19 protein-coding genes and 1 pseudogene are annotated in these 18,933 nt (G+C 53.8%); 6 read left to right on the top strand and 14 right to left on the bottom strand.

The annotated features are described in order from the left end of the window. Positions 1-96 precede the first annotated feature (96 nt). The 5 genes from hemW to JQN59_RS03975 are packed head-to-tail and all read right to left on the bottom strand — an operon-like array spanning position 97 to position 3,403. Positions 97-1,233: a radical SAM family heme chaperone HemW gene (gene hemW / locus JQN59_RS03955; RefSeq protein ID WP_003825412.1), complete on the bottom strand. Its 1,137-nt coding sequence runs from the start codon at positions 1,231-1,233 to the stop codon at positions 97-99. After that, a complete protein-coding gene (locus JQN59_RS03960) occupies positions 1,226-1,819 on the bottom strand; it encodes an XTP/dITP diphosphatase (RefSeq protein WP_003825414.1) in 594 nt (197 codons plus the stop codon). The genes hemW and JQN59_RS03960 overlap by 8 nt, the downstream gene beginning before the upstream one ends. A gap of 7 nt (positions 1,820-1,826) precedes the next feature. Further along, entirely contained in the window at positions 1,827-2,117 is a 291-nt protein-coding gene (yggU, locus tag JQN59_RS03965; RefSeq protein WP_149608186.1) for a DUF167 family protein YggU, read from the bottom strand. Beyond that, complete coding sequence (locus JQN59_RS03970) at positions 2,114-2,680, bottom strand: YggT family protein (RefSeq protein ID WP_003825417.1); 567 nt, start codon at positions 2,678-2,680, stop codon at positions 2,114-2,116. Before JQN59_RS03970 ends, yggU begins: the two co-directional genes overlap by 4 nt. Positions 2,681-2,698: 18 nt before the next feature. Continuing rightward, on the bottom strand, positions 2,699-3,403 hold the full coding sequence (locus JQN59_RS03975) for a YggS family pyridoxal phosphate-dependent enzyme (RefSeq protein WP_103284733.1): 705 nt from the start codon (positions 3,401-3,403) through the stop codon (positions 2,699-2,701). Between the two features lie 17 nt (positions 3,404-3,420). On the opposite strand from JQN59_RS03975, the gene JQN59_RS03980 reads away from it, so the two are divergent. Next, on the top strand, positions 3,421-4,401 hold the full coding sequence (locus JQN59_RS03980) for a type IV pilus twitching motility protein PilT (protein ID WP_149608187.1): 981 nt from the start codon (positions 3,421-3,423) through the stop codon (positions 4,399-4,401). Here the strand turns inward: JQN59_RS03980 and ruvX are convergent. From ruvX to metK, 8 genes are all read right to left on the bottom strand, one after another. Then, positions 4,398-4,814 carry a Holliday junction resolvase RuvX gene (ruvX, locus tag JQN59_RS03985; protein ID WP_003825428.1) on the bottom strand — a complete coding sequence of 139 codons (417 nt, stop codon included), beginning with the start codon at positions 4,812-4,814 and terminating at the stop codon, positions 4,398-4,400. The genes JQN59_RS03980 and ruvX overlap by 4 nt on opposite strands. Further along, on the bottom strand, positions 4,814-5,377 hold the full coding sequence (locus JQN59_RS03990; protein WP_003027086.1) for a YqgE/AlgH family protein: 564 nt from the start codon (positions 5,375-5,377) through the stop codon (positions 4,814-4,816). Before JQN59_RS03990 ends, ruvX begins: the two co-directional genes overlap by 1 nt. Before the next feature lie 176 nt (positions 5,378-5,553). Beyond that, positions 5,554-6,501: a glutathione synthase gene (gene gshB / locus JQN59_RS03995; RefSeq protein WP_048215574.1), complete on the bottom strand. Its 948-nt coding sequence runs from the start codon at positions 6,499-6,501 to the stop codon at positions 5,554-5,556. A gap of 19 nt (positions 6,502-6,520) precedes the next feature. Continuing rightward, positions 6,521-7,252, bottom strand: coding sequence for a 16S rRNA (uracil(1498)-N(3))-methyltransferase (rsmE, locus tag JQN59_RS04000; protein ID WP_149608188.1), 732 nt, complete (start codon positions 7,250-7,252; stop codon positions 6,521-6,523). Positions 7,253-7,326: 74 nt separating this feature from the next. Next, on the bottom strand, positions 7,327-8,034 hold the full coding sequence (gene endA, locus JQN59_RS04005; RefSeq protein ID WP_008785767.1) for a deoxyribonuclease I: 708 nt from the start codon (positions 8,032-8,034) through the stop codon (positions 7,327-7,329). Between the two features lie 94 nt (positions 8,035-8,128). Then, positions 8,129-8,626: a SprT family zinc-dependent metalloprotease gene (locus tag JQN59_RS04010; protein ID WP_003825440.1), complete on the bottom strand. Its 498-nt coding sequence runs from the start codon at positions 8,624-8,626 to the stop codon at positions 8,129-8,131. A 76-nt stretch (positions 8,627-8,702) separates the two neighbouring features. After that, positions 8,703-10,097 carry a galactose/proton symporter gene (gene galP, locus JQN59_RS04015; protein WP_008785766.1) on the bottom strand — a complete coding sequence of 465 codons (1,395 nt, stop codon included), beginning with the start codon at positions 10,095-10,097 and terminating at the stop codon, positions 8,703-8,705. Positions 10,098-10,495: 398 nt separating this feature from the next. Then, positions 10,496-11,650 carry a methionine adenosyltransferase gene (gene metK / locus JQN59_RS04020; protein WP_020996311.1) on the bottom strand — a complete coding sequence of 385 codons (1,155 nt, stop codon included), beginning with the start codon at positions 11,648-11,650 and terminating at the stop codon, positions 10,496-10,498. A 418-nt stretch (positions 11,651-12,068) separates the two neighbouring features. Here metK and JQN59_RS27150 point away from each other — a divergent pair. The 4 genes and pseudogenes from JQN59_RS27150 to speB all read left to right on the top strand — a co-directional run. Beyond that, a pseudogene (locus tag JQN59_RS27150) lies at positions 12,069-12,170 on the top strand (hypothetical protein); the annotation flags it as partial. 258 nt (positions 12,171-12,428) lie between these two features. Beyond that, a complete protein-coding gene (gene yqgB / locus JQN59_RS04030) occupies positions 12,429-12,575 on the top strand; it encodes an acid stress response protein YqgB (RefSeq protein ID WP_071692618.1) in 147 nt (48 codons plus the stop codon). Beyond that, entirely contained in the window at positions 12,568-14,544 is a 1,977-nt protein-coding gene (gene speA / locus JQN59_RS04035; protein WP_071692619.1) for a biosynthetic arginine decarboxylase, read from the top strand. The genes yqgB and speA overlap by 8 nt, the downstream gene beginning before the upstream one ends. Positions 14,545-14,751: 207 nt before the next feature. Next, complete coding sequence (gene speB / locus JQN59_RS04040) at positions 14,752-15,672, top strand: agmatinase (protein WP_111464971.1); 921 nt, start codon at positions 14,752-14,754, stop codon at positions 15,670-15,672. A 99-nt stretch (positions 15,673-15,771) separates the two neighbouring features. Here speB and JQN59_RS04045 read toward each other — a convergent pair whose 3' ends face one another. Next, the gene (locus JQN59_RS04045) at positions 15,772-16,530 is read right to left on the bottom strand and encodes a M48 family metallopeptidase (RefSeq protein ID WP_032944921.1); all 759 of its coding nucleotides are present in this window, start codon (positions 16,528-16,530) and stop codon (positions 15,772-15,774) included. Between the two features lie 279 nt (positions 16,531-16,809). On the opposite strand from JQN59_RS04045, the gene tkt reads away from it, so the two are divergent. Then, positions 16,810-18,801 carry a transketolase gene (gene tkt / locus JQN59_RS04050; protein ID WP_048215577.1) on the top strand — a complete coding sequence of 664 codons (1,992 nt, stop codon included), beginning with the start codon at positions 16,810-16,812 and terminating at the stop codon, positions 18,799-18,801. Positions 18,802-18,933 lie beyond the last annotated feature (132 nt).

Genomic DNA, 18,933 nt, shown 5'->3' on the forward strand with positions numbered 1-18,933 from the left:
CTTACCGCCCTAACCCTGTAGGCCGGATAAGACGCAGCCGCCATCCGGCAATTTTCCTGATGGCGCTACGCTTATCAGGCCTACGTTCACCAGCCATCACTCCGCCAGAAACAGCTCCAGCAGCGAATTCAAGAACAGCTTACCGTGTTGGGTAATCTGCCAGTACTCATCGCATTCACTCAGGTAGCCCTGGGAAATAGCCTCATCGATCTGTCGACGAATAACGTCTTCGGTAAGACCGGTATATTGCGTAAACTCCGCGCGAGGCGCGGCTTCCAGCAGCCGGAAACGATTCATGAAGAACTCGAACGGCTTATCGGCTTCGGCGACATCGCGCTGGCTTTCGAGATAACGCCCTTGCATATACCCACGCGGATGCCGTGTTTTGGTGGTGCGCAGGATTCGTCCGTCAGGGAATGTGATCTTACCGTGTGCGCCGCAGCCAATGCCAAGATAGTCGCCAAAACGCCAGTAGTTAAGGTTGTGCTGACACTGATAACCCGGTCTGGCGTAGGCTGAGGTTTCGTACTGCTGATATCCCGCGGCGGTCAGTAGCTGGTGGCCTTGCTCAAAAATATCCCACAGTGCGTCATCGTCCGGTAAAACCGGCGGTCGGGAACCGAACAGCGTGTTGGGTTCGATGGTCAACTGATACCAGGAAAGATGCGGTGGGTTGAGCGCGATGGCCTGCTGTAAATCACCCAGCGCCTCTTCCAGCGTCTGATCCGGTAAACCATGCATCAGGTCGAGGTTAAAGCTGCGTAGCCCCAGACCGCTCGCCAGGTGTGCTGCTCGTTTGGCTTCTTCCGGCCCGTGAATACGTCCCAGACGTTCGAGTTTGGCGGAGCTAAAGCTCTGTACGCCAATCGAGATACGGTTGACGCCAGCGCGTTGATAATCCACAAAGCGATCGGCTTCCACCGTCCCGGGATTCGCCTCCATCGTGATTTCTGCATCTTCGGCCAGATTCAGCCGTGCTCGCACGCCGTCGAGCAGCGTTTGCATCGCCGGGCCAGAAAGCAGGCTCGGCGTGCCACCACCGATAAAAATCGTCTTTACTTCACGTCCCTGGGCATGGGCCACCTCAGTATCCAGATCGCTCAGCAGATGCTGCACATAGTCGTCATGAGGGACTTCGCCCTTTAGCGCATGCGAGTTGAAGTCGCAGTACGGGCATTTCTGCACGCACCACGGGATGTGAATATAAAGACTTAGCGGCGGAAGCTTAACCATTACGCAGGGCATCCAGCAGCAGCTTCAGCGCCTGGCCGCGGTGAGAAATTGCACTCTTTTCTTCACGGGTCAGTTCGGCTGCGGTTTTCCCTTCAGACGGCACAAAGAAGATCGGGTCGTAGCCAAAACCACCGTTTCCGGCAGGTTCACGGGTAATCACGCCCGGCCAGCTTCCGTGGCACACAACAGGCGTTGGATCGTCTGCATGGCGCATATACACCAGCACACAATGGAACTGCGCCTGGCGCTTGTCATCAGGAATATCCTGCAGGGTGTGAAGCAGTTTTTCCAGGTTCTGCTGATCGGTCGCATCTTCGCCGGAATAGCGGGCTGAATAGATACCCGGCGCGCCGCCAAGGGCATTTACTGCCAGACCTGAGTCATCAGCAATGGCCGGTAAGCCGGTAATTTGCGCGGCATGACGCGCCTTCAGAATGGCGTTCTCAATAAACGTCAGCCCGGTCTCGTCTGCAGAATCAACACCCAGTTCCGTTTGGGCAACAACATCAAGACCGAAATCACTCAGAAGAGAGGCGAGTTCACGCACTTTACCGGCATTGCCGGTCGCGAGGACAACTTTTTGCATAGGATACCTAATCAGTTAACGCCGCAATTTCGGGCGGGATCTGTTGCGGATGAATGATTTTAACCTGTTTGTGACGACCAAGCTCGCCCTTCTCAATGACGACCTGGCTTTTTGCCACACGGAACTGTTTGCCGAGAAACTTCACCAGATGGCTATTGGCCTGGCCATCTACTGGCGGGGCGGTAATGGCGACTTTAACTTCGTCGCCATGTAAACCCACAATACTGTCACGGCTGGCTTTAGGCTGAATGTAGAGCCGTAAAACCAGACCGTCGTCGCTGGGTGTAACGGCACTCATAGCGCCATCCACAGCCCCGGCAGCAGCATGTTGCCTGTCGCCTGCAACACTTCCGCGATGCCCATGTTAATAACGTAGAGCAGCAGAACCAGAATCATTGGGGAGAAATCGATCCCGCCCATGCCTGGAAGTATGCGACGGATAGGACGCAGCAGCGGATCCGCCAGTTGAATCAGCACGTACTCTACAGGACTGCGGCCCTGGCTGACCCAGCTCATAATTGCCATCACCAGCAGCACCCAGAAAATCAGCAGCCCGATAGTCTTCAGGACAATCAGTACGGCGGCGATCCAGATGATCGGCTGGAACGTGACCACCTTAAACAGCACGATTGCTTTGATAAAGCTGAGAACGAGCGCAACTAATGCCGATGCGCTGTCGATCGGCCCCATCGGGGGAATAATGCGGCGTAACGGCCCAATGATGGGCTGAGTGATTTTCACTATAAACTGCGAGAACGGGTTGTAAAAATCGCAGCGAGACCATTGCATCCACACGCGCAGCAGCAGCGCCATGGTATACAGCTCAATTACCGTTGAGAGCAGGAAGGTCAACGTATTCATGGTGTTCCTTAGTTTTCCTTATTTTTTAGTGTAATCACGAGCACCAAAAATGGCAGTGCCAATGCGCACCATCGTGCTACCCGCCGCGATGGCGGCATCCATATCATCAGACATTCCCAGTGAGAGAGTGTCGATGCCTGGGTAGCGTGTTTTCAACCCGGCAAATGCTACCGCCATTTGCTGTGCAACTTCAAACTGCCTTACATAATCTGACTCTGGAGCCGGAATCGCCATCAGACCACGCAGGGTAATGCGCGGCAGTGCAGCGACTTCAGCGGCTAGTGCATCAAGCTCTGCCAGCGGAATTCCTGACTTACTGTTCTCATCGCTGATATTAATTTGAATCAGTACATTGAGCGGCGGCAGTTCCGCCGGGCGCTGTTCGCTCAGACGGGCAGCGATACGCAGACGGTCGATCGTATGGCACCAGTCAAAGTGCTCGGCGACCAGACGACTTTTGTTGGACTGCAGCGGGCCGATAAAGTGCCACTGCAGATCGTTGACGCCTTTTTCCTGGAAGTAGCGGATTTTATCCACCCCTTCCTGCACATAGTTTTCACCGAAGGCACGCTGCCCGGCGGCAATGGCTTCTTCGATGGCGCTCGCAGGTTTGGTTTTGCTGACTGCAAGCAATGTAACTTCTTCTGAAGACCGCCCGCAACGCGTCGCGGCGGCTGAGATTTTGTCCCGGACATGTGCCAGGTTATGCGCGATATCGTTCATTTTCCGAGGATGTTCATATGAATATGGAAGAAATAGTGGCCCTTAGTGTAAAGCATAACGTGTCGGATCTACACCTGTGCAATGCATGGCGTGCGCGCTGGCGCATACGTGGAAAAGTCGAAATCGCACCCTTTACTACGCCTGACGTGGAGAATCTGCTGATGTGCTGGCTCAGTGAGCAACAACAGGTACAGTGGCAGGAACAGGGGCAGATTGATTTTGCTATTGCGCTGGCAGGTTCCCGGCGGCTGCGCGCCAGTGCTTTTGCTCATCAACAGGGAACCTCGCTGGCGCTAAGATTGCTCCCGCTTGATTGCCCACGTTTAGACGATCTCCAGACCCCTGACGTCATACCTGAACTGCTGCGCAGTGAAAATGGGTTAATTCTGGTGACAGGCGCTACCGGTAGCGGTAAATCAACGACTCTGGCGGCGATGGTAGAGTACCTGAATCAGCATGTTGCGGGGCATATTCTGACGCTGGAAGACCCGATTGAATATCGCTACACCAGCCAGCGTTGTCTTATTCACCAACGGGAGGTGGGCGTACACTGCGCTTCTTTCGCCGCCGGTTTACGCGGCGCGCTGCGTGAAGATCCCGACGTCATTTTGCTGGGCGAACTGCGCGACGCGGAAACCATTCGTCTGGCATTAACGGCAGCGGAAACCGGGCATCTGGTGCTGGCAACGTTACATACGCGAGGGGCGGCGCAGGCCATCGCGCGGATGGTGGATACCTTTCCCGCACAGGAGAAAGATCCGGTGCGTAATCAGCTGGCAGACAGCCTGCGGGCGGTACTTTCGCAAAAGCTGGAGGAAGATAAGCTGGGAGGACGCGTGGCGCTATTTGAGCTGCTCGTCAACACGCCAGCCGTGGGCAATTTGATTCGTGAAGGGAAAACGCATCAGCTACCCGGCGTAATTCAAACCGGGCAACAGACAGGTATGCAGACATTTGCACAAAGTCAGCAGCAGCGCCAGGCGCAGGGTCGGCTTTAGTAGCCCTGCTCGAAATAGCTTTCGAGAATAATAACGGCAGAAGCGGAGTCCACTTTGCCTTTATTCAACGCCCGGTATCCGCCTTGTTCGAACAGGCCGGAGCGGGCCTCGACGGTGCTCAAGCGTTCATCGTGCAGCGTTACGGTTACGCCAAAGCGACCGTGAATACGGTTAGCGAACTTACGCGCGCGCGCGGTAAGGGGCTGTTCTGTGCCATCCATGTTGAGTGGTAGGCCGACAATGATTTCATCCGGCTGCCATTCTTTCAGCAGGCGTTCAATCAAACTCCAGTCTGGCGTACCGTCCTGCGCTTTAATGGCGGGCAACGGTCTCGCCGTACCGGTAATGCGCTGACCAACAGCAACACCAATACTTTTCGTACCAAAATCAAAAGAGAGTAATGTTCCGCTCATCAGGCATGTCCCGCCACGCCAGGCATGGTCTGAATATCTATCCCGATAAGCTTCGCCGCATCGCGCCAGCGGTCGGCAATCGGCGTTTTGAATAAGATGTTGAGGTCTGCGGGCGCCGTGAGCCAGGCGTTATCCAGTAGCTCTTGTTCCAGTTGACCTTTTTCCCATGATGAATAACCCAGCGCAACCAGCACTTCGGACGGTTGCTCCTGCGTACCCAGGGTTTCTAGTACATCGCGGGAGGTTGTGATGATGGTGTTATCTGAGATGCGAATACTGGAGGCAAAGCGTGACGGTGGAGTGTGGAGAATAAATCCACGGTCTTCCGCCAGCGGGCCGCCGAGCATCACTGGTTTATCCAGACGAATGGCCGGATCGCGTTCTTCTGGGGTAATCTTCAGCTTTTCCAGAATCCCTTCAATTTGTAAGTTTTCCAGAGGCTTATTAACGATAATCCCCATTGCTCCGTTCTCATTATGTTCACAGATGTACACCACGGAACGGCGGAAAATCGGATCCTGGAGAGCAGGCATGGCAATCAGAAAGTGATGCTGTAAATTCATTGTCAGAGGTTCTGTTTCCTGGTTCAAAAAAGCAACAGAGCCCAGTATGTGGGCAAAGCTCGAAGATGTCACCCTCTGAAGATAGCATTGCCGGATGACGGCTTCGCCTAATCCGGCCTGCGGGGTGCAATTCCAGGCCGGATGAGACGCGATGGCGTCGCTATCCGGCAACGTATTTATTTCTGCAAACGCACCTCAATGGCATCCATCAGCATACCGGTAATCGAAACCGGGAACTCCGCTTCAATTTCACGAATACAGGTTGGGCTGGTAACGTTAATTTCCGTCAGGCGATCGCCAATGATATCCAGACCGACAAAAATCAAACCTTTCGCTTTCAGCGTTGGCCCAATGCGACGTGCAATTTCCCAGTCGCTGTCGGTCAATGGACGCGGCTCGCCACGACCGCCAGCGGCCAGGTTGCCACGGGTTTCGCCGCCCTGCGGAATACGCGCCAGGCAATAAGGAACGGGTTCGCCATCGACCACCAGGACGCGTTTATCGCCATCTTTAATTGCTGGCAGATAGTTCTGCGCCATGCAGTAGCGGGTACCGTGCTCGGTCAGCGTTTCAGCAATGACGCCAAGGTTCGGGTCGCCTTCCTTCACACGGAAAATAGATGCGCCGCCCATACCATCCAGCGGTTTGAGAATGATGTCGCTGTGTTTTTGCCAGAAGGCTTTCAGCTGCGCTTTGTTACGCGTGACCAGCGTTTCCGGCGTCAGGTCGGCAAACCATGCGGTGAACAGCTTTTCGTTGCAGTCGCGCAGGCTCTGCGGTTTGTTGACGATCAGCGTCCCTTTTTCTTCTGCACGTTCCAGAATATAGGTTGCGTAGATGAACTCGGTATCAAATGGCGGATCCTTACGCATCAGAATAACGTCCAGGTCTGCCAGCGGGAGATCCTGCTCGCTCTTGAACTCATACCATTTGTCGTAGTTCTGCTCTACGCTCAGGGTACGCGTATGGGCGCGGGCTTCACCGTTGATCAGATAAAGATCGGCCATCTCCATATAATGAATTTCGTAACCGCGACGTTGCGCTTCCAGCAGCATAGCGAAGCTGGAATCTTTCTTGATGTTGATGCTTGCGATGGGATCCATCACGATGCCGAGCTTAATCATTGTCTTCTCCGTTTATGCCTTAGCCCAGATCGCCAAAACGCACCTGTAGCGCAGTAATGGCGGTGAGCGCGGTTGTCTCAGTACGCAGAACGCGAGGTCCTAACAGAATATCAGTAAACTGATAACGTGCGGTCATGGCAATTTCATCTGCCGACAACCCGCCTTCCGGGCCAATCAGCAAGCGGATGCGTTCCACCGGCAGCGGCAGCGTATTGATGCTGGCGCTGGCGCGCGGATGCAGGTTCAGTTTCAGACCTTCGTCCTGTTCCGCGCACCATGCTTCCAAATCCATTGCCGGGCGAATTTCGGGCACCCGGTTACGACCGCACTGTTCGCAGGCGGCAATGGCGATTTTCTGCCACTGCAGGAGCTTCTTGTTCAGGCGTTCACTGTCCAGTTTAACGCCGCAGCGCTCAGAAAAAAGTGGCGTAATGAGGCTTACACCCAGTTCGATCGATTTCTGGATAGTAAATTCCATTTTTTCACCGCGCGACATCACCTGACCCAGGTGGATGTGCAACGGCGATTCACGATCGTCGAGTTCAGCGTTAAGTACCTTCACGTCCACGCTTTTTTTACTGGCGTGGGTGATTTCAGCGTCGAATACCTGATTGCTGCCATCAAACAGCTGTAGCGCCTGGCCCGGTCCCATACGCAGCACGCGGCCGATATGGTTGGCTGCATCTTCACACAGTGAAATTTGGCTGCCGGAAGTGATTGGCTCAGGGTGATAAATGCGAGGAATGCGCATAGTTAAACATCCGCGTCATGGCCCTGGGCTGCGAAAGGCCAGGGCATGGTTAAAAATATTGACGCTAGTGTAGGTTAGCTCTTTTGCGCCTGGCAAGCGCGTTGCACATATGGGTTATGGTTCCCCTGTACCTTTGCAATGCGTTCGTCGCGCTCACACTCCCAGTCGGTGACCGGATATTGCTTATTCCAGGCGTTAAAAAGCTGAGTTTGCTGGCGGGAGAGCGTTAGATCGTACTGGTCGCGCATGTAAAAATAGGTACGAGCAATGGCACCGCGAGCGCGGGCTGGCGGCTCGGCAACTTTCTCTTTGAAGTCGACCTTCATGGCGCATTGCCCATACTGACCTTCGCCACCGTTCCACTGGCTGTACATGAAGTTAGCGCGATCGCCATTTACCTCACCCACAGCAGGTTGCAGGTTATGCATGTCGCTTTCCATCTTACGATAGACCGGATCTTTGGCGCAGTTTTTACGCCCTCCGTCCTGCCAGCACTGACGCTGATGACCAAATTGCCAGGCGGGGACAACGTGCTCCCATTCAATTCGACTGGCGCGGTTTTCATTTTTTCGCACTTTATAGCCGCAGGATTCGAGGTCAACGACCCCTTTTTTGCCTTGCCAGTTAATTTTACAACCGCAGTAGAAATCGCCCGGTGCATCGGCGTTAACCTTGACGCCTGCTGCTTTTGCCTGAGAAAAACTGTTGATGCCTTCGGCTAAAACCGGGCCTGAAAACGCAGCGGCTAACAGGGCCGCAGCAAAAGAAAAATGACGGTACATCACAAACTCCGTGTCAAAACGAGCCCGCAACGTAGCGAAAGTTATTCCAGTATGCAATCAGTTAGGTCAGAAAAGTTCCTGATAATTCTGAAGATTATTCTGCAACCAGTGGTTCACCGCAGTGAACACAGCGGTAGGTGGCCTCACCGCGCACAACGCGGTTATGGCGGCGGACGGTCAGTTGGTGCTCCTGACACTTACAGCGGTAAGTAAAGGTCTTGCGCTGCACCGATTGCAGTTCAAACTGATGCGTGCGCCGGGCTGGTACGCCCAGAACGCTTTCCATCATCCATTTCCACTCTTTCCCGTGTGGCGGCACGCGCCCAAAGTGCTTCCACACCAGTAGATGCGCCAGTTCATGGGGCACAACTTCGTTAATGAATGCGTCGACGTTTTCCATCAGCAGGACGGGATTAAGGCGAATTTCATAGGTTTGTAGCCACGCAGTGCCCGCGGCGGTGCCGCGCTGTTGGTAAACCAGCTTTGGCTCCGGGTATTGGCGTTCGAGCTTGAGATTGGCCTGGGCGAGTTTTTCCCGCAGGCTACGCATAACGGCTTGCTGGATGGCGATAGGGAGACGGGAGGTTTTCATAACGCCAGAGGATAGTGCGACAGGGAAGGGACTGCAAGAGGAAGGCTTCCTCCTCTGGGGAGGAAGCCTTTGGTGATTAGTCGTGTGCGCCAATTTCGCGCAGTTTACGACCCTTCATCAGGTTACGCTCAATGTGTTCCAGAGAGACGTTTTTAGTTTCAGGGATCAGCCACAGAGTCAGGAAGATGAACAGTACGTTCAGGCCGCCGTAGACCCAGAAGGTGTTGGCACTGCCCAGCGAGTTCAGCATCGTCAGGAAGGTTGCGCCGACGATCATGTTGGCAATCCAGTTGGTTGCAGTAGAGCAGGTGATGCCGAAATCGCGGCCTTTCAGCGGCTGGATTTCAGAGCACAGTACCCAAATCAGCGGACCGGCGCTCATGGCAAAGCCAACGATAAACATCAGCAGCATCAGTACTGCGAAGTATTGTGCGGATGCCGAGTGAATACCCACGTGCATCATTGTACCCAGCACGCCCATACCAACAGCCATCACGATAAAGCCAAGGATCAGCGTAGGCTTGCGGCCCCAACGGTCAACCAGGCCAATGGCGATAAAGGTTGCCAGCACGTTGGTCAGACCGACGATAACAGTCCCCCACATCTGCTCGGTGGTGTTGGTGTAGCCCGCCAGCTCAAAGATTTTCGGTGCGTAATACATGATGACGTTCATCCCGGTGAACTGCTGCATCACCTGTAACAGAACGCCAAGGAATACCGCGCGACGGAAGTTGCTGTTTTCTTTAAACAGCGCCCAGCCGCTCTGCTTCACCTGCAGACTTTCACGGATTTCATCCAGCTCGCGTTTGGCTTCTGCGCTGGTGTCACGCAGACGCAACAGGACGCGTTCAGCATCAACAAAACGACGTTTAGCTGCAAACCAACGTGGGCTGTCCGGCAGGAAGATAACGCCAACCAGCAGCAGCAGGGCAGGGATGATGATTACACCCAGCATCCAGCGCCATGCGCCGCTGTAGCTAAACGCTGTATCGGAAAGATACGCGCCCAAAATACCGATGGTGATCATCAGCTGATACATGGAGATCATGCTGCCACGAATCTTTTCCGGGGCAATTTCAGACAGGTACAGCGGCGCGGTATAAGACGCAACACCTACAGCCAGGCCGAGCAGCACGCGGGAAACCAGCAGGACTTCAACGTTTGGCGCAGCGGCGGAGAACAGTGAACCCGCAACAAACAAGATCGCACCGATCATCAGGCTTTTTTTGCGTCCCAGTTTGAAGGAGAGCCAACCGCTGCCGACAGCACCTACCGCCGCACCAAACATCATGGAACTCACCACCCATTCCTGAGTGTGCGGGGTAATTTGAAACTCGTCGGTGATGAACGGTAAAGCACCGGCAATAACACCGATATCCAGGCCAAAAAGTAATCCAGCCAGGGCTGCCAGAAAGCAGACAAAAAATGTCATGGCTTTGTTGGAACGCCCCGTTTTTTTATTGTCAGGCATGATGCCCTCCGGTTGGGTAGCTAGTTTTGTTGATGTTAAGGGTAGGTGAGTACGGGGTAAAAAAATGCGAATCACATCACATTAGTGTAATCGCTTACACTGTCATTCATGCGGGTTATTAGTTAATTCATTGAAAGTTAACATTATTTATTGGGATTAAATAATGTTTGTCGTCTGAATTTAAGACAATGATGAAAGATAATGTAACAGTGATGCAAGTGTGCTGGCTAAGAGATGTTAATTCAAGGTAGAGGGAAATATGGTGTGATGTAATCGCTTTCATTTTCATTTAAAGCAATAGTAATCAGCGCGGTTTGGTGATGGATGTGGGAGAGGAAATAGGTATAAAAAAAGACCAGCGCGAGGCTGGTCTTCATAAGCGTTAGGTCTGGTTTAAATTACTTCAGACCGGCAGCGTCGCGCAGCAACTGTGCTTTGTCGGTTTTTTCCCATGGGAAATGTTCGCGACCAAAGTGACCGTAAGCAGCGGTTTCTTTGTAAATCGGGTGCAGCAGATCCAGCATCTGAATCAGGCCATACGGGCGCAAGTCGAAGAACTCACGCACCAGCAGGGTCAACTGCTCTGAAGGCACTTTTTCAGTACCGAACGTTTCCACCATGATAGATGTCGGTTCTGCCACGCCGATTGCGTAGGAAACCTGAATCTCACAACGGTCAGCCAGGCCTGCGGCAACGATGTTTTTCGCTACGTAACGGGCTGCATAGGCTGCGGAACGGTCAACTTTAGACGGATCTTTACCAGAGAATGCACCGCCGCCGTGACGCGCCATGCCGCCGTAGGTATCAACGATGATTTTACGACCGGTCAGACCGCAGTCGCCCATCGGGCCGCCGATAACGAAACGACCAGTTGGGTTGATGAAGAATTTGGTCGAAGCGGTCAGCCATTCAGTCGGCAGTACCGGCTTGATGATCTCTTCCATAACGGCTTCTTGCAGAGATTTCTGGTCGATATCTTCAGAGTGCTGAGTAGACAGAACAACCGCATCAATACCGACGATTTTGCCGTCGTCATATTGGAAGGTTACCTGGCTTTTGGCATCCGGACGCAGCCAGGATAAGGTGCCGTTTTTACGCACTTCAGCCTGACGCTGCACCAGACGGTGAGCATAGGTAATAGGTGCTGGCATCAGCACGTCGGTTTCGTTGGTTGCATAACCAAACATCAGGCCCTGGTCGCCTGCGCCCTGTTCCAGCGGATCGGCACGGTCAACACCCTGGTTGATGTCCGGAGACTGTTTACCAATCGCGCTCAGTACCGCGCAAGAGTTGGCGTCAAAGCCCATGTCGGAATGCACATAGCCAATTTCGCGAACCGTGTTACGGGTGATCTCTTCGATATCAACCCATGCGCTGGTGGTGATCTCACCGCCAACTAAAACCATACCGGTTTTGACGTAGGTTTCGCAGGCAACGCGTGCTTTTGGATCCTGTTCCAGGATTGCATCCAGCACAGCATCAGAGATTTGGTCAGCGATTTTGTCAGGATGCCCTTCTGATACGGACTCGGACGTAAAAAGGTGTTTTGCCATATTTAATTTCACCTAAGGAGAATTTGGTTAGCTCAAACTGTCGAGTGGAATAGCCATGTGTAGAAGATTCTACCATGAGTCTGCAGATGACGGACACTGGCAGTCTGAGTGTTAATCGGTATAGATGGATTAACATCTGGACGGCTATTTTAGGACAGTTCTTCGCCTGATTTCCAGCTTTTTTTGATTGAGGTCGCATTGTACTGAAAATGTAACTGGAAATTTTTCCTGACGGTGCTGGCAATGTGCATATTTATCTTTTGCTTTTTGACTTTCTTATCGGTATAAAACGCGGCGCGCGGCTCATACAAAAGCACACGACGTTTTCATCGTGTTGCCACTTCCAGCCGGGTTAAAACTTTAGCTTTGGCTTGTGGGTTTGTTCCGTAAGGAGCAACCGTGGAGGTGATACGAGATAATGAACCGTTGTATTCTGCAGAATCTGTCGCACCGTTCTGGTGTACATATGTCCCCCGCAATCTGCATCTCTGCTTTGCATACCTGTCGATGTTATATACACAAAATCATTTATGCTGCGTCGAGGCGGCAAGTGAATGAGTCCCCTGAACGTACGAGTAGTACGTGACTGGGGCGAATGAGCGTAGCCAACAAAGTGGCTGCATGAAGGATGAAGTGTATACCCATCTCGGCGTATCTCAGGACTCAAGAGCCGGTAACGGTCACTAAGAACTGAACAAGGGCGCTCTTGGTAAACAAGAGTTTTCTCGTGGTTTCGCCGAACCGTCAGCATTAAGTTCGGTTACGTGTTTACATTGATATGAAAAAGAAACCGGTCGCACAGTCGGAGCGTCAGCACTATCTGCTGCAAATTCTGCCTGTATTTGGGTTGTTATCGCGTCTTCGGATTGCGATAGTAGTCAACTGTTTTACACTTGTTAATAAAATTGAGGTTCGCTATGTCTGACGACATTTCTTTGGGTTCGCCTTCGTCAGCAGGCGAACACGGTGTACTACGCTCCATGCAGGAGGTTGCAATGAGTTCCCAGGAAGCCAGCAAGATGCTGCGTACTTACAATATTGCCTGGTGGGGTAATAACTACTACGACGTCAATGAACTGGGTCACATCAGCGTGTGCCCGGATCCGGACGTACCCGAAGCGCGCGTTGACCTTGCTGAGTTGGTGAAAGCCCGTGAAGCGCAGGGCCAGCGTTTGCCTGCATTGTTCTGCTTCCCGCAGATCCTGCAACACCGTCTGCGTTCGATTAACGCCGCGTTTAAACGTGCCCGTGAATCTTACGGTTACAACGGTGACTATTTCCTCGTTTACCCGATCAAGGTCAACCAGCACCGCCGCGTGATTGAATCGCTGATCCACTCTGGCGAACCGCTGGGACTGGAAGCGGGTTCCAAAGCTGAACTGATGGCCGTTCTGGCCCATGCCGGAATGACCCGTAGCGTGATCGTGTGTAACGGTTATAAAGACCGCGAATATATCCGTCTGGCGCTGATTGGCGAGAAGATGGGCCATAAGGTCTATCTGGTCATCGAGAAGATGTCTGAAATTGCAATCGTGCTGGATGAAGCTGAACGCCTGAATGTCGTTCCGCGTCTGGGCGTGCGTGCGCGTCTGGCGTCGCAGGGCTCTGGCAAGTGGCAGTCCTCCGGCGGGGAAAAATCAAAATTCGGCCTGGCGGCAAACCAGGTGCTGCAGCTGGTCGAAATTCTGCGCGAGCGCGGTCGTCTGGACAGCATTCAGTTGCTGCACTTCCACCTTGGCTCGCAGATGGCGAACATTCGTGATATCGCCACCGGCGTACGTGAATCGGCGCGTTTCTACGTTGAGCTGCACAAGCTTGGCGTCAATATCCAGTGCTTCGACGTGGGCGGTGGTCTGGGCGTGGATTACGAAGGTACCCGTTCGCAGTCTGACTGTTCCGTAAACTACGGCCTGAACGAATACGCCAACAACATCATCTGGGCTATTGGCGACGCCTGCGAAGAACACGGTCTGCCGCATCCGACGGTAATCACCGAGTCTGGCCGCGCGGTTACCGCGCACCATACCGTGCTTGTATCAAACATTATCGGCGTTGAGCGTAGCGAACACACAGAAGCAACGCCTCCGGCTGATGATGCGCCGCGTGCTTTGCAAAGCATGTGGGAAACCTGGCAAGAAATGCATGAACCGGGAACCCGTCGTTCACTGCGTGAATGGCTGCACGACAGCCAGATGGATCTGCACGATATTCACGTTGGTTACTCTTCAGGTACTTTTAGCCTGCAAGAGCGCGCGTGGGCTGAGCAGCTTTATCTGAACATGTGCCATGAAGTGCAGAAACAACTCGACCCGAGCAACCGCGCGCATCGCCCGATTATCGACGAGCTGCAGGAGCGTATGGCGGATAAGATTTACGTCAACTTCTCGCTGTTCCAGTCGATGCCGGATGCGTGGGGGATCGATCAGCTGTTCCCGGTAATGCCGCTGGAAGGACTGAATCAGGTACCTGAGCGCCGCGCGGTGCTGTTGGATATCACCTGTGACTCTGATGGCGCTATCGACCACTACGTTGACGGTGATGGCATTGCGACCACCATGCCGATGCCGGAATATGACCCGGAGAACCCGCCGATGCTGGGCTTCTTTATGGTGGGGGCGTACCAGGAGATCCTCGGCAACATGCACAACCTGTTTGGTGATACCGAAGCGGTTGACGTGTTCGTCTTCCCTGACGGCAGCGTAGAAGTTGAGCTGTCCGACGAAGGGGATACCGTGGCGGATATGCTGCAGTACGTGCAGTTGGATCCGAATACCCTGCTGACGCAGTTCCGTGACCAGGTGAAAAACACCGATCTGGATACCGAGCTGCAGCAACAGTTCCTCGAAGAGTTTGAGGCCGGTCTGTACGGTTATACTTATCTGGAAGATGAGTAACGATAAATGCCTGCTGGCGCTACGCTTACCGGGCCTACGAAAGTAGGCCGGATAAAGCGAAGCCGCATTTTTGGCACTTACTTGAATCCGTACAAAATAACGGCGATAATTTGCCGTAAATATGCAGTTACCAAATCAATCCCTTCCTCGTCGGGCTTAACGACGCGGAGGGGATTTTTTTTCATCGATTTTTAAAGAGGTCAGTACATGAGCACCTTAGGTCATCAATACGACAACTCCCTGGTTTCTAACGCCTTTGGTTTTTTACGTCTGCCGATGAACTTCATGCCATACGACAGCGACGCCGACTGGGTGATCACCGGCGTACCGTTTGATATGGCAACGTCTGGCCGCGCGGGCGGGCGTCATGGTCCGGCGGCGATCCGTCAGGTTTCCACTAACCTGGCGTGGGAGCATAACCGCTTCCCGTGGAACTTCGATATGCGCGAGCGCCTGAACGTGGTGGACTGCGGCGATCTGGTTTATGCCTTCGGTGATGCGCGTGAAATGAGTGAAAAACTGCAGGCTCATGCTGAGAAGCTGCTTTCTGCCGGTAAGCGCATGCTCTCTTTCGGCGGCGACCACTTCGTCACGCTGCCGCTGTTGCGCGCACACGCTAAGCATTTTGGTAAAATGGCGCTGGTGCATTTTGATGCCCACACCGATACCTACGCGAACGGCTGCGAATTCGACCACGGCACCATGTTCTACACTGCGCCGAACGAAGGGCTGATCGATCCGAATCACTCTGTGCAGATTGGTATTCGTACCGAATTCGACAAAGACAACGGCTTTACCGTGCTGGATGCCTGCCAGGTGAACGATCGCAGCGTAGATGACATCATCGCCCAGGTTAAGCAGATTGTCGGTGATATGCCGGTGTATCTGACCTTTGATATCGACTGTCTGGATCCAGCGTTTGCGCCGGGTACCGGTACGCCAGTGATTGGCGGTCTGACTTCCGATCGCGCGATCAAGCTGGTACGTGGTATGAAAGATCTGAACATCGTCGGGATGGACGTCGTTGAAGTGGCTCCGGCCTACGATCAGTCAGAGATCACCGCGCTGGCGGCGGCTACGCTGGCTCTGGAAATGCTGTACATCCAGGCAGCGAAAAAAGGCGAGTAAGTTGTTTTGCAGGATGTCGCTAACGCTTATCCGGCCTACAGCTGGTTGATGTTTGTAGGCCGGATAAGGCGTTCACGCCGCATCCGGCACGATTAACGGTTATTTGATCCCGTCGGCGCTCATGCGATCGCGAATATGTTGCGCACGTTCTGCGGATGCCGGGTGATCGTCAAACATTGAGCTTTGACGTCCAGCTTCCAGTTTGGCCAGTTTCTCAAAGCTGGTGGCTAAACCTGCCGGATTGATCCCGCGTTTGCGCAACAAATCATACGAGTAATCATCCGCCTCGGATTCCTGACGCTGGGAGAACTGCGAGTTCACCAGTTTCTCGCCAAGATCGCCCAATTGCGACTGTGACAGGCTGCCGACAATGCCGCCAGCTGACGCCGCCGCTGCACGTACGGCGTTTGTACCCAGCGCAACCTGCATGCCTTTTTTCACGTGGCCCAGCGCGACGTGGCCCATTTCATGGCCGATCACCGCTTCGACTTCGTTGTCGGTCATCATATCCATCAGGCCGCTGTACACGCGGATACAGCCGTTTGCCATGGCAAAGGCATTCACATCTTTCGCCATATAGACTTTGTAGTTCACCGGCTGGCCGTTAATGTTATCGCCAAGCGCGGCGGATATTTTGCCAAGACGCGTTGCGTACTCGCTGCTGGCCGGGGCGATAGTAGCCTTGCTGTCCATATCTTTACAGGCCTGATCGCTCAGCGCTTTTACCTGAGCATCGCTCAGACTGTAGGCCTGAAAAGCCTCCGCGCCAGAAGAAAGCAGTCCGTTGGAGTCCATGTTCTGGCAGCCGGTCAATGCCGCAGCCATGCTCGTAGCAAGCAGTAAAGCGCGAATTTTCATTTTTTCTCTTCCGCACAAAGTCAGGATTATTCTAAAAATTACGTCGTTTGCAGGTGAACCGACGCTCGGCCTAAGTATAAAGAAAAGAACAATACGCGGGCGAGAAGATTGCGCAACTTGCGCGCATGATCCAGAGATTTCTGAAGCGGCAAAAGGATGCTCCATGTACATGACACGCGGCTTGGGTTACATTGTTGGCACTTTTTTCCGGCGTAGCCCAAAACGCGCTGTCGTCAAGTCGTTAAGGGCTCAGCCTTCATTATCCGATCTGGAGTCAAAATGTCCTCACGTAAAGAGCTTGCCAATGCTATTCGTGCGCTGAGCATGGACGCAGTACAGAAAGCCAAATCCGGTCACCCGGGTGCCCCGATGGGTATGGCTGACATTGCCGAAGTCCTGTGGCGTGATTTCCTGAACCACAACCCGACTAACCCGTCCTGGGCTGACCGTGACCGCTTCGTGCTGTCCAACGGCCACGGCTCCATGCTGATTTATAGCCTGCTGCACCTCACCGGCTACGATCTGCCGATGTCCGAGCTGCAGAACTTCCGTCAGCTGCACTCCAAAACTCCGGGTCACCCGGAAGTGGGTTACACCGCCGGTGTTGAAACCACTACAGGTCCTCTGGGTCAGGGTATTGCGAATGCAGTGGGTATGGCTATCGCTGAAAAAACGCTGGCGGCGCAGTTTAACCGTCCAGGTCACGACATCGTTGACCACTTCACCTATGCTTTCATGGGCGACGGCTGCATGATGGAAGGTATCTCTCACGAGGTATGTTCCCTGGCCGGTACGCTGAAGCTGGGTAAACTGGTTGCGTTCTACGATGACAACGGCATCTCTATCGATGGCCACGTTGAAGGCTGGTTCACCGACGACACCGCGAAGCGTTTTGAAGCTTACGGCTGGCATGTGGTCCGTGGCGTTGATGGCCACGATGCTGACGCCATTAAACGCGCAGTTGAAGAAGCACGCGCAGTAACCGACAAACCGTCCCTGTTGATGTGCAAAACCATCATCGGTTTCGGTTCTCCGAACAAAGCGGGTACTCACGACTCTCACGGTGCACCGCTGGGCGATGCAGAAATCGCACTGACCCGTGAACAGCTGGGCTGGAAATACGCGCCGTTCGAAATCCCGTCTGAAATCTATGCTCAGTGGGATGCGAAAGAAGCAGGCCAGGCAAAAGAAGCTGCGTGGAACGAGAAGTTCGCTGCATATGCGAAAGCCTTCCCGCAGGAAGCGGCTGAATTCACCCGTCGTATGAAAGGTGAAATGCCGTCTGACTTCGACGCAAAAGCGAACGAGTTCATTGCTAAGCTGCAGGCTAATCCGGCGAAAATCGCCAGCCGTAAAGCTTCTCAGAACGCGATTGAAGCCTTCGGACCTCTGCTGCCTGAATTCCTCGGCGGCTCAGCTGACCTGGCACCGTCTAACCTGACGCTGTGGTCTGGTTCGAAAGCGATTAATGAAGATACTGCCGGTAACTACATCCATTACGGTGTGCGTGAATTCGGTATGACCGCTATCGCGAACGGTATCTCCCTGCACGGTGGTTTCCTGCCGTACACCTCCACCTTCCTGATGTTTGTGGAATATGCCCGTAACGCGGTGCGTATGGCTGCGCTGATGAAACAGCGTCAGGTCATGGTCTACACCCACGACTCCATCGGTCTGGGCGAAGACGGCCCGACTCACCAGCCGGTAGAGCAGGTTGCTTCTCTGCGTGTGACCCCGAACATGAGCACATGGCGTCCGTGTGACCAGGTTGAATCCGCCGTTGCGTGGAAATACGGTGTTGAGCGTCAGGACGGCCCGACCGCGCTGATCCTCTCCCGCCAGAACCTGGCACAGCAGGAGCGTACCGAAGAGCAACTGGCAAACATCGCTCGCGGTGGTTACGTGCTGAAAGACTGCGACGGTCAGCCGGAACTGATCTTCATCGCTACCGGTTCTGAAGTTGAGCTGGCTGTGGCTGCGTGGGACAAACTGACTGCCGAAGGCGTGAAGGCTCGCGTGGTTTCCATGCCGTCTACCGACGCGTTCGACAAACAGGATGCCGCTTACCGTGAGTCTGTGCTGCCGAAAGCGGTTTCCGCTCGCGTTGCAGTGGAAGCAGGTATCGCGGACTACTGGTTCAAATACGTGGGCCTGAACGGCGCAATCGTCGGTATGACCACCTTTGGTGAGTCTGCTCCGGCAGAGTTGCTGTTTGAAGAGTTCGGCTTCACCGTAGACAACGTTGTCGCGAAAGCAAAAGAACTGCTGTAATTTCGATTACAGGTGAAAACGGGTCGCTCAGGCGACCCGTTTTTTTTTGCTTTTCCGGAACGCGCCGCGCGTTGCGCAATCGCACGGCTCAGTCTGCTATCCAGACCGTCTGCGGCATCATTGAAGGGCTCC

It is taken from the genome of Citrobacter sp. B72 (assembly GCF_016894305.1).
Classification (GTDB): domain Bacteria; phylum Pseudomonadota; class Gammaproteobacteria; order Enterobacterales; family Enterobacteriaceae; genus Citrobacter; species Citrobacter portucalensis.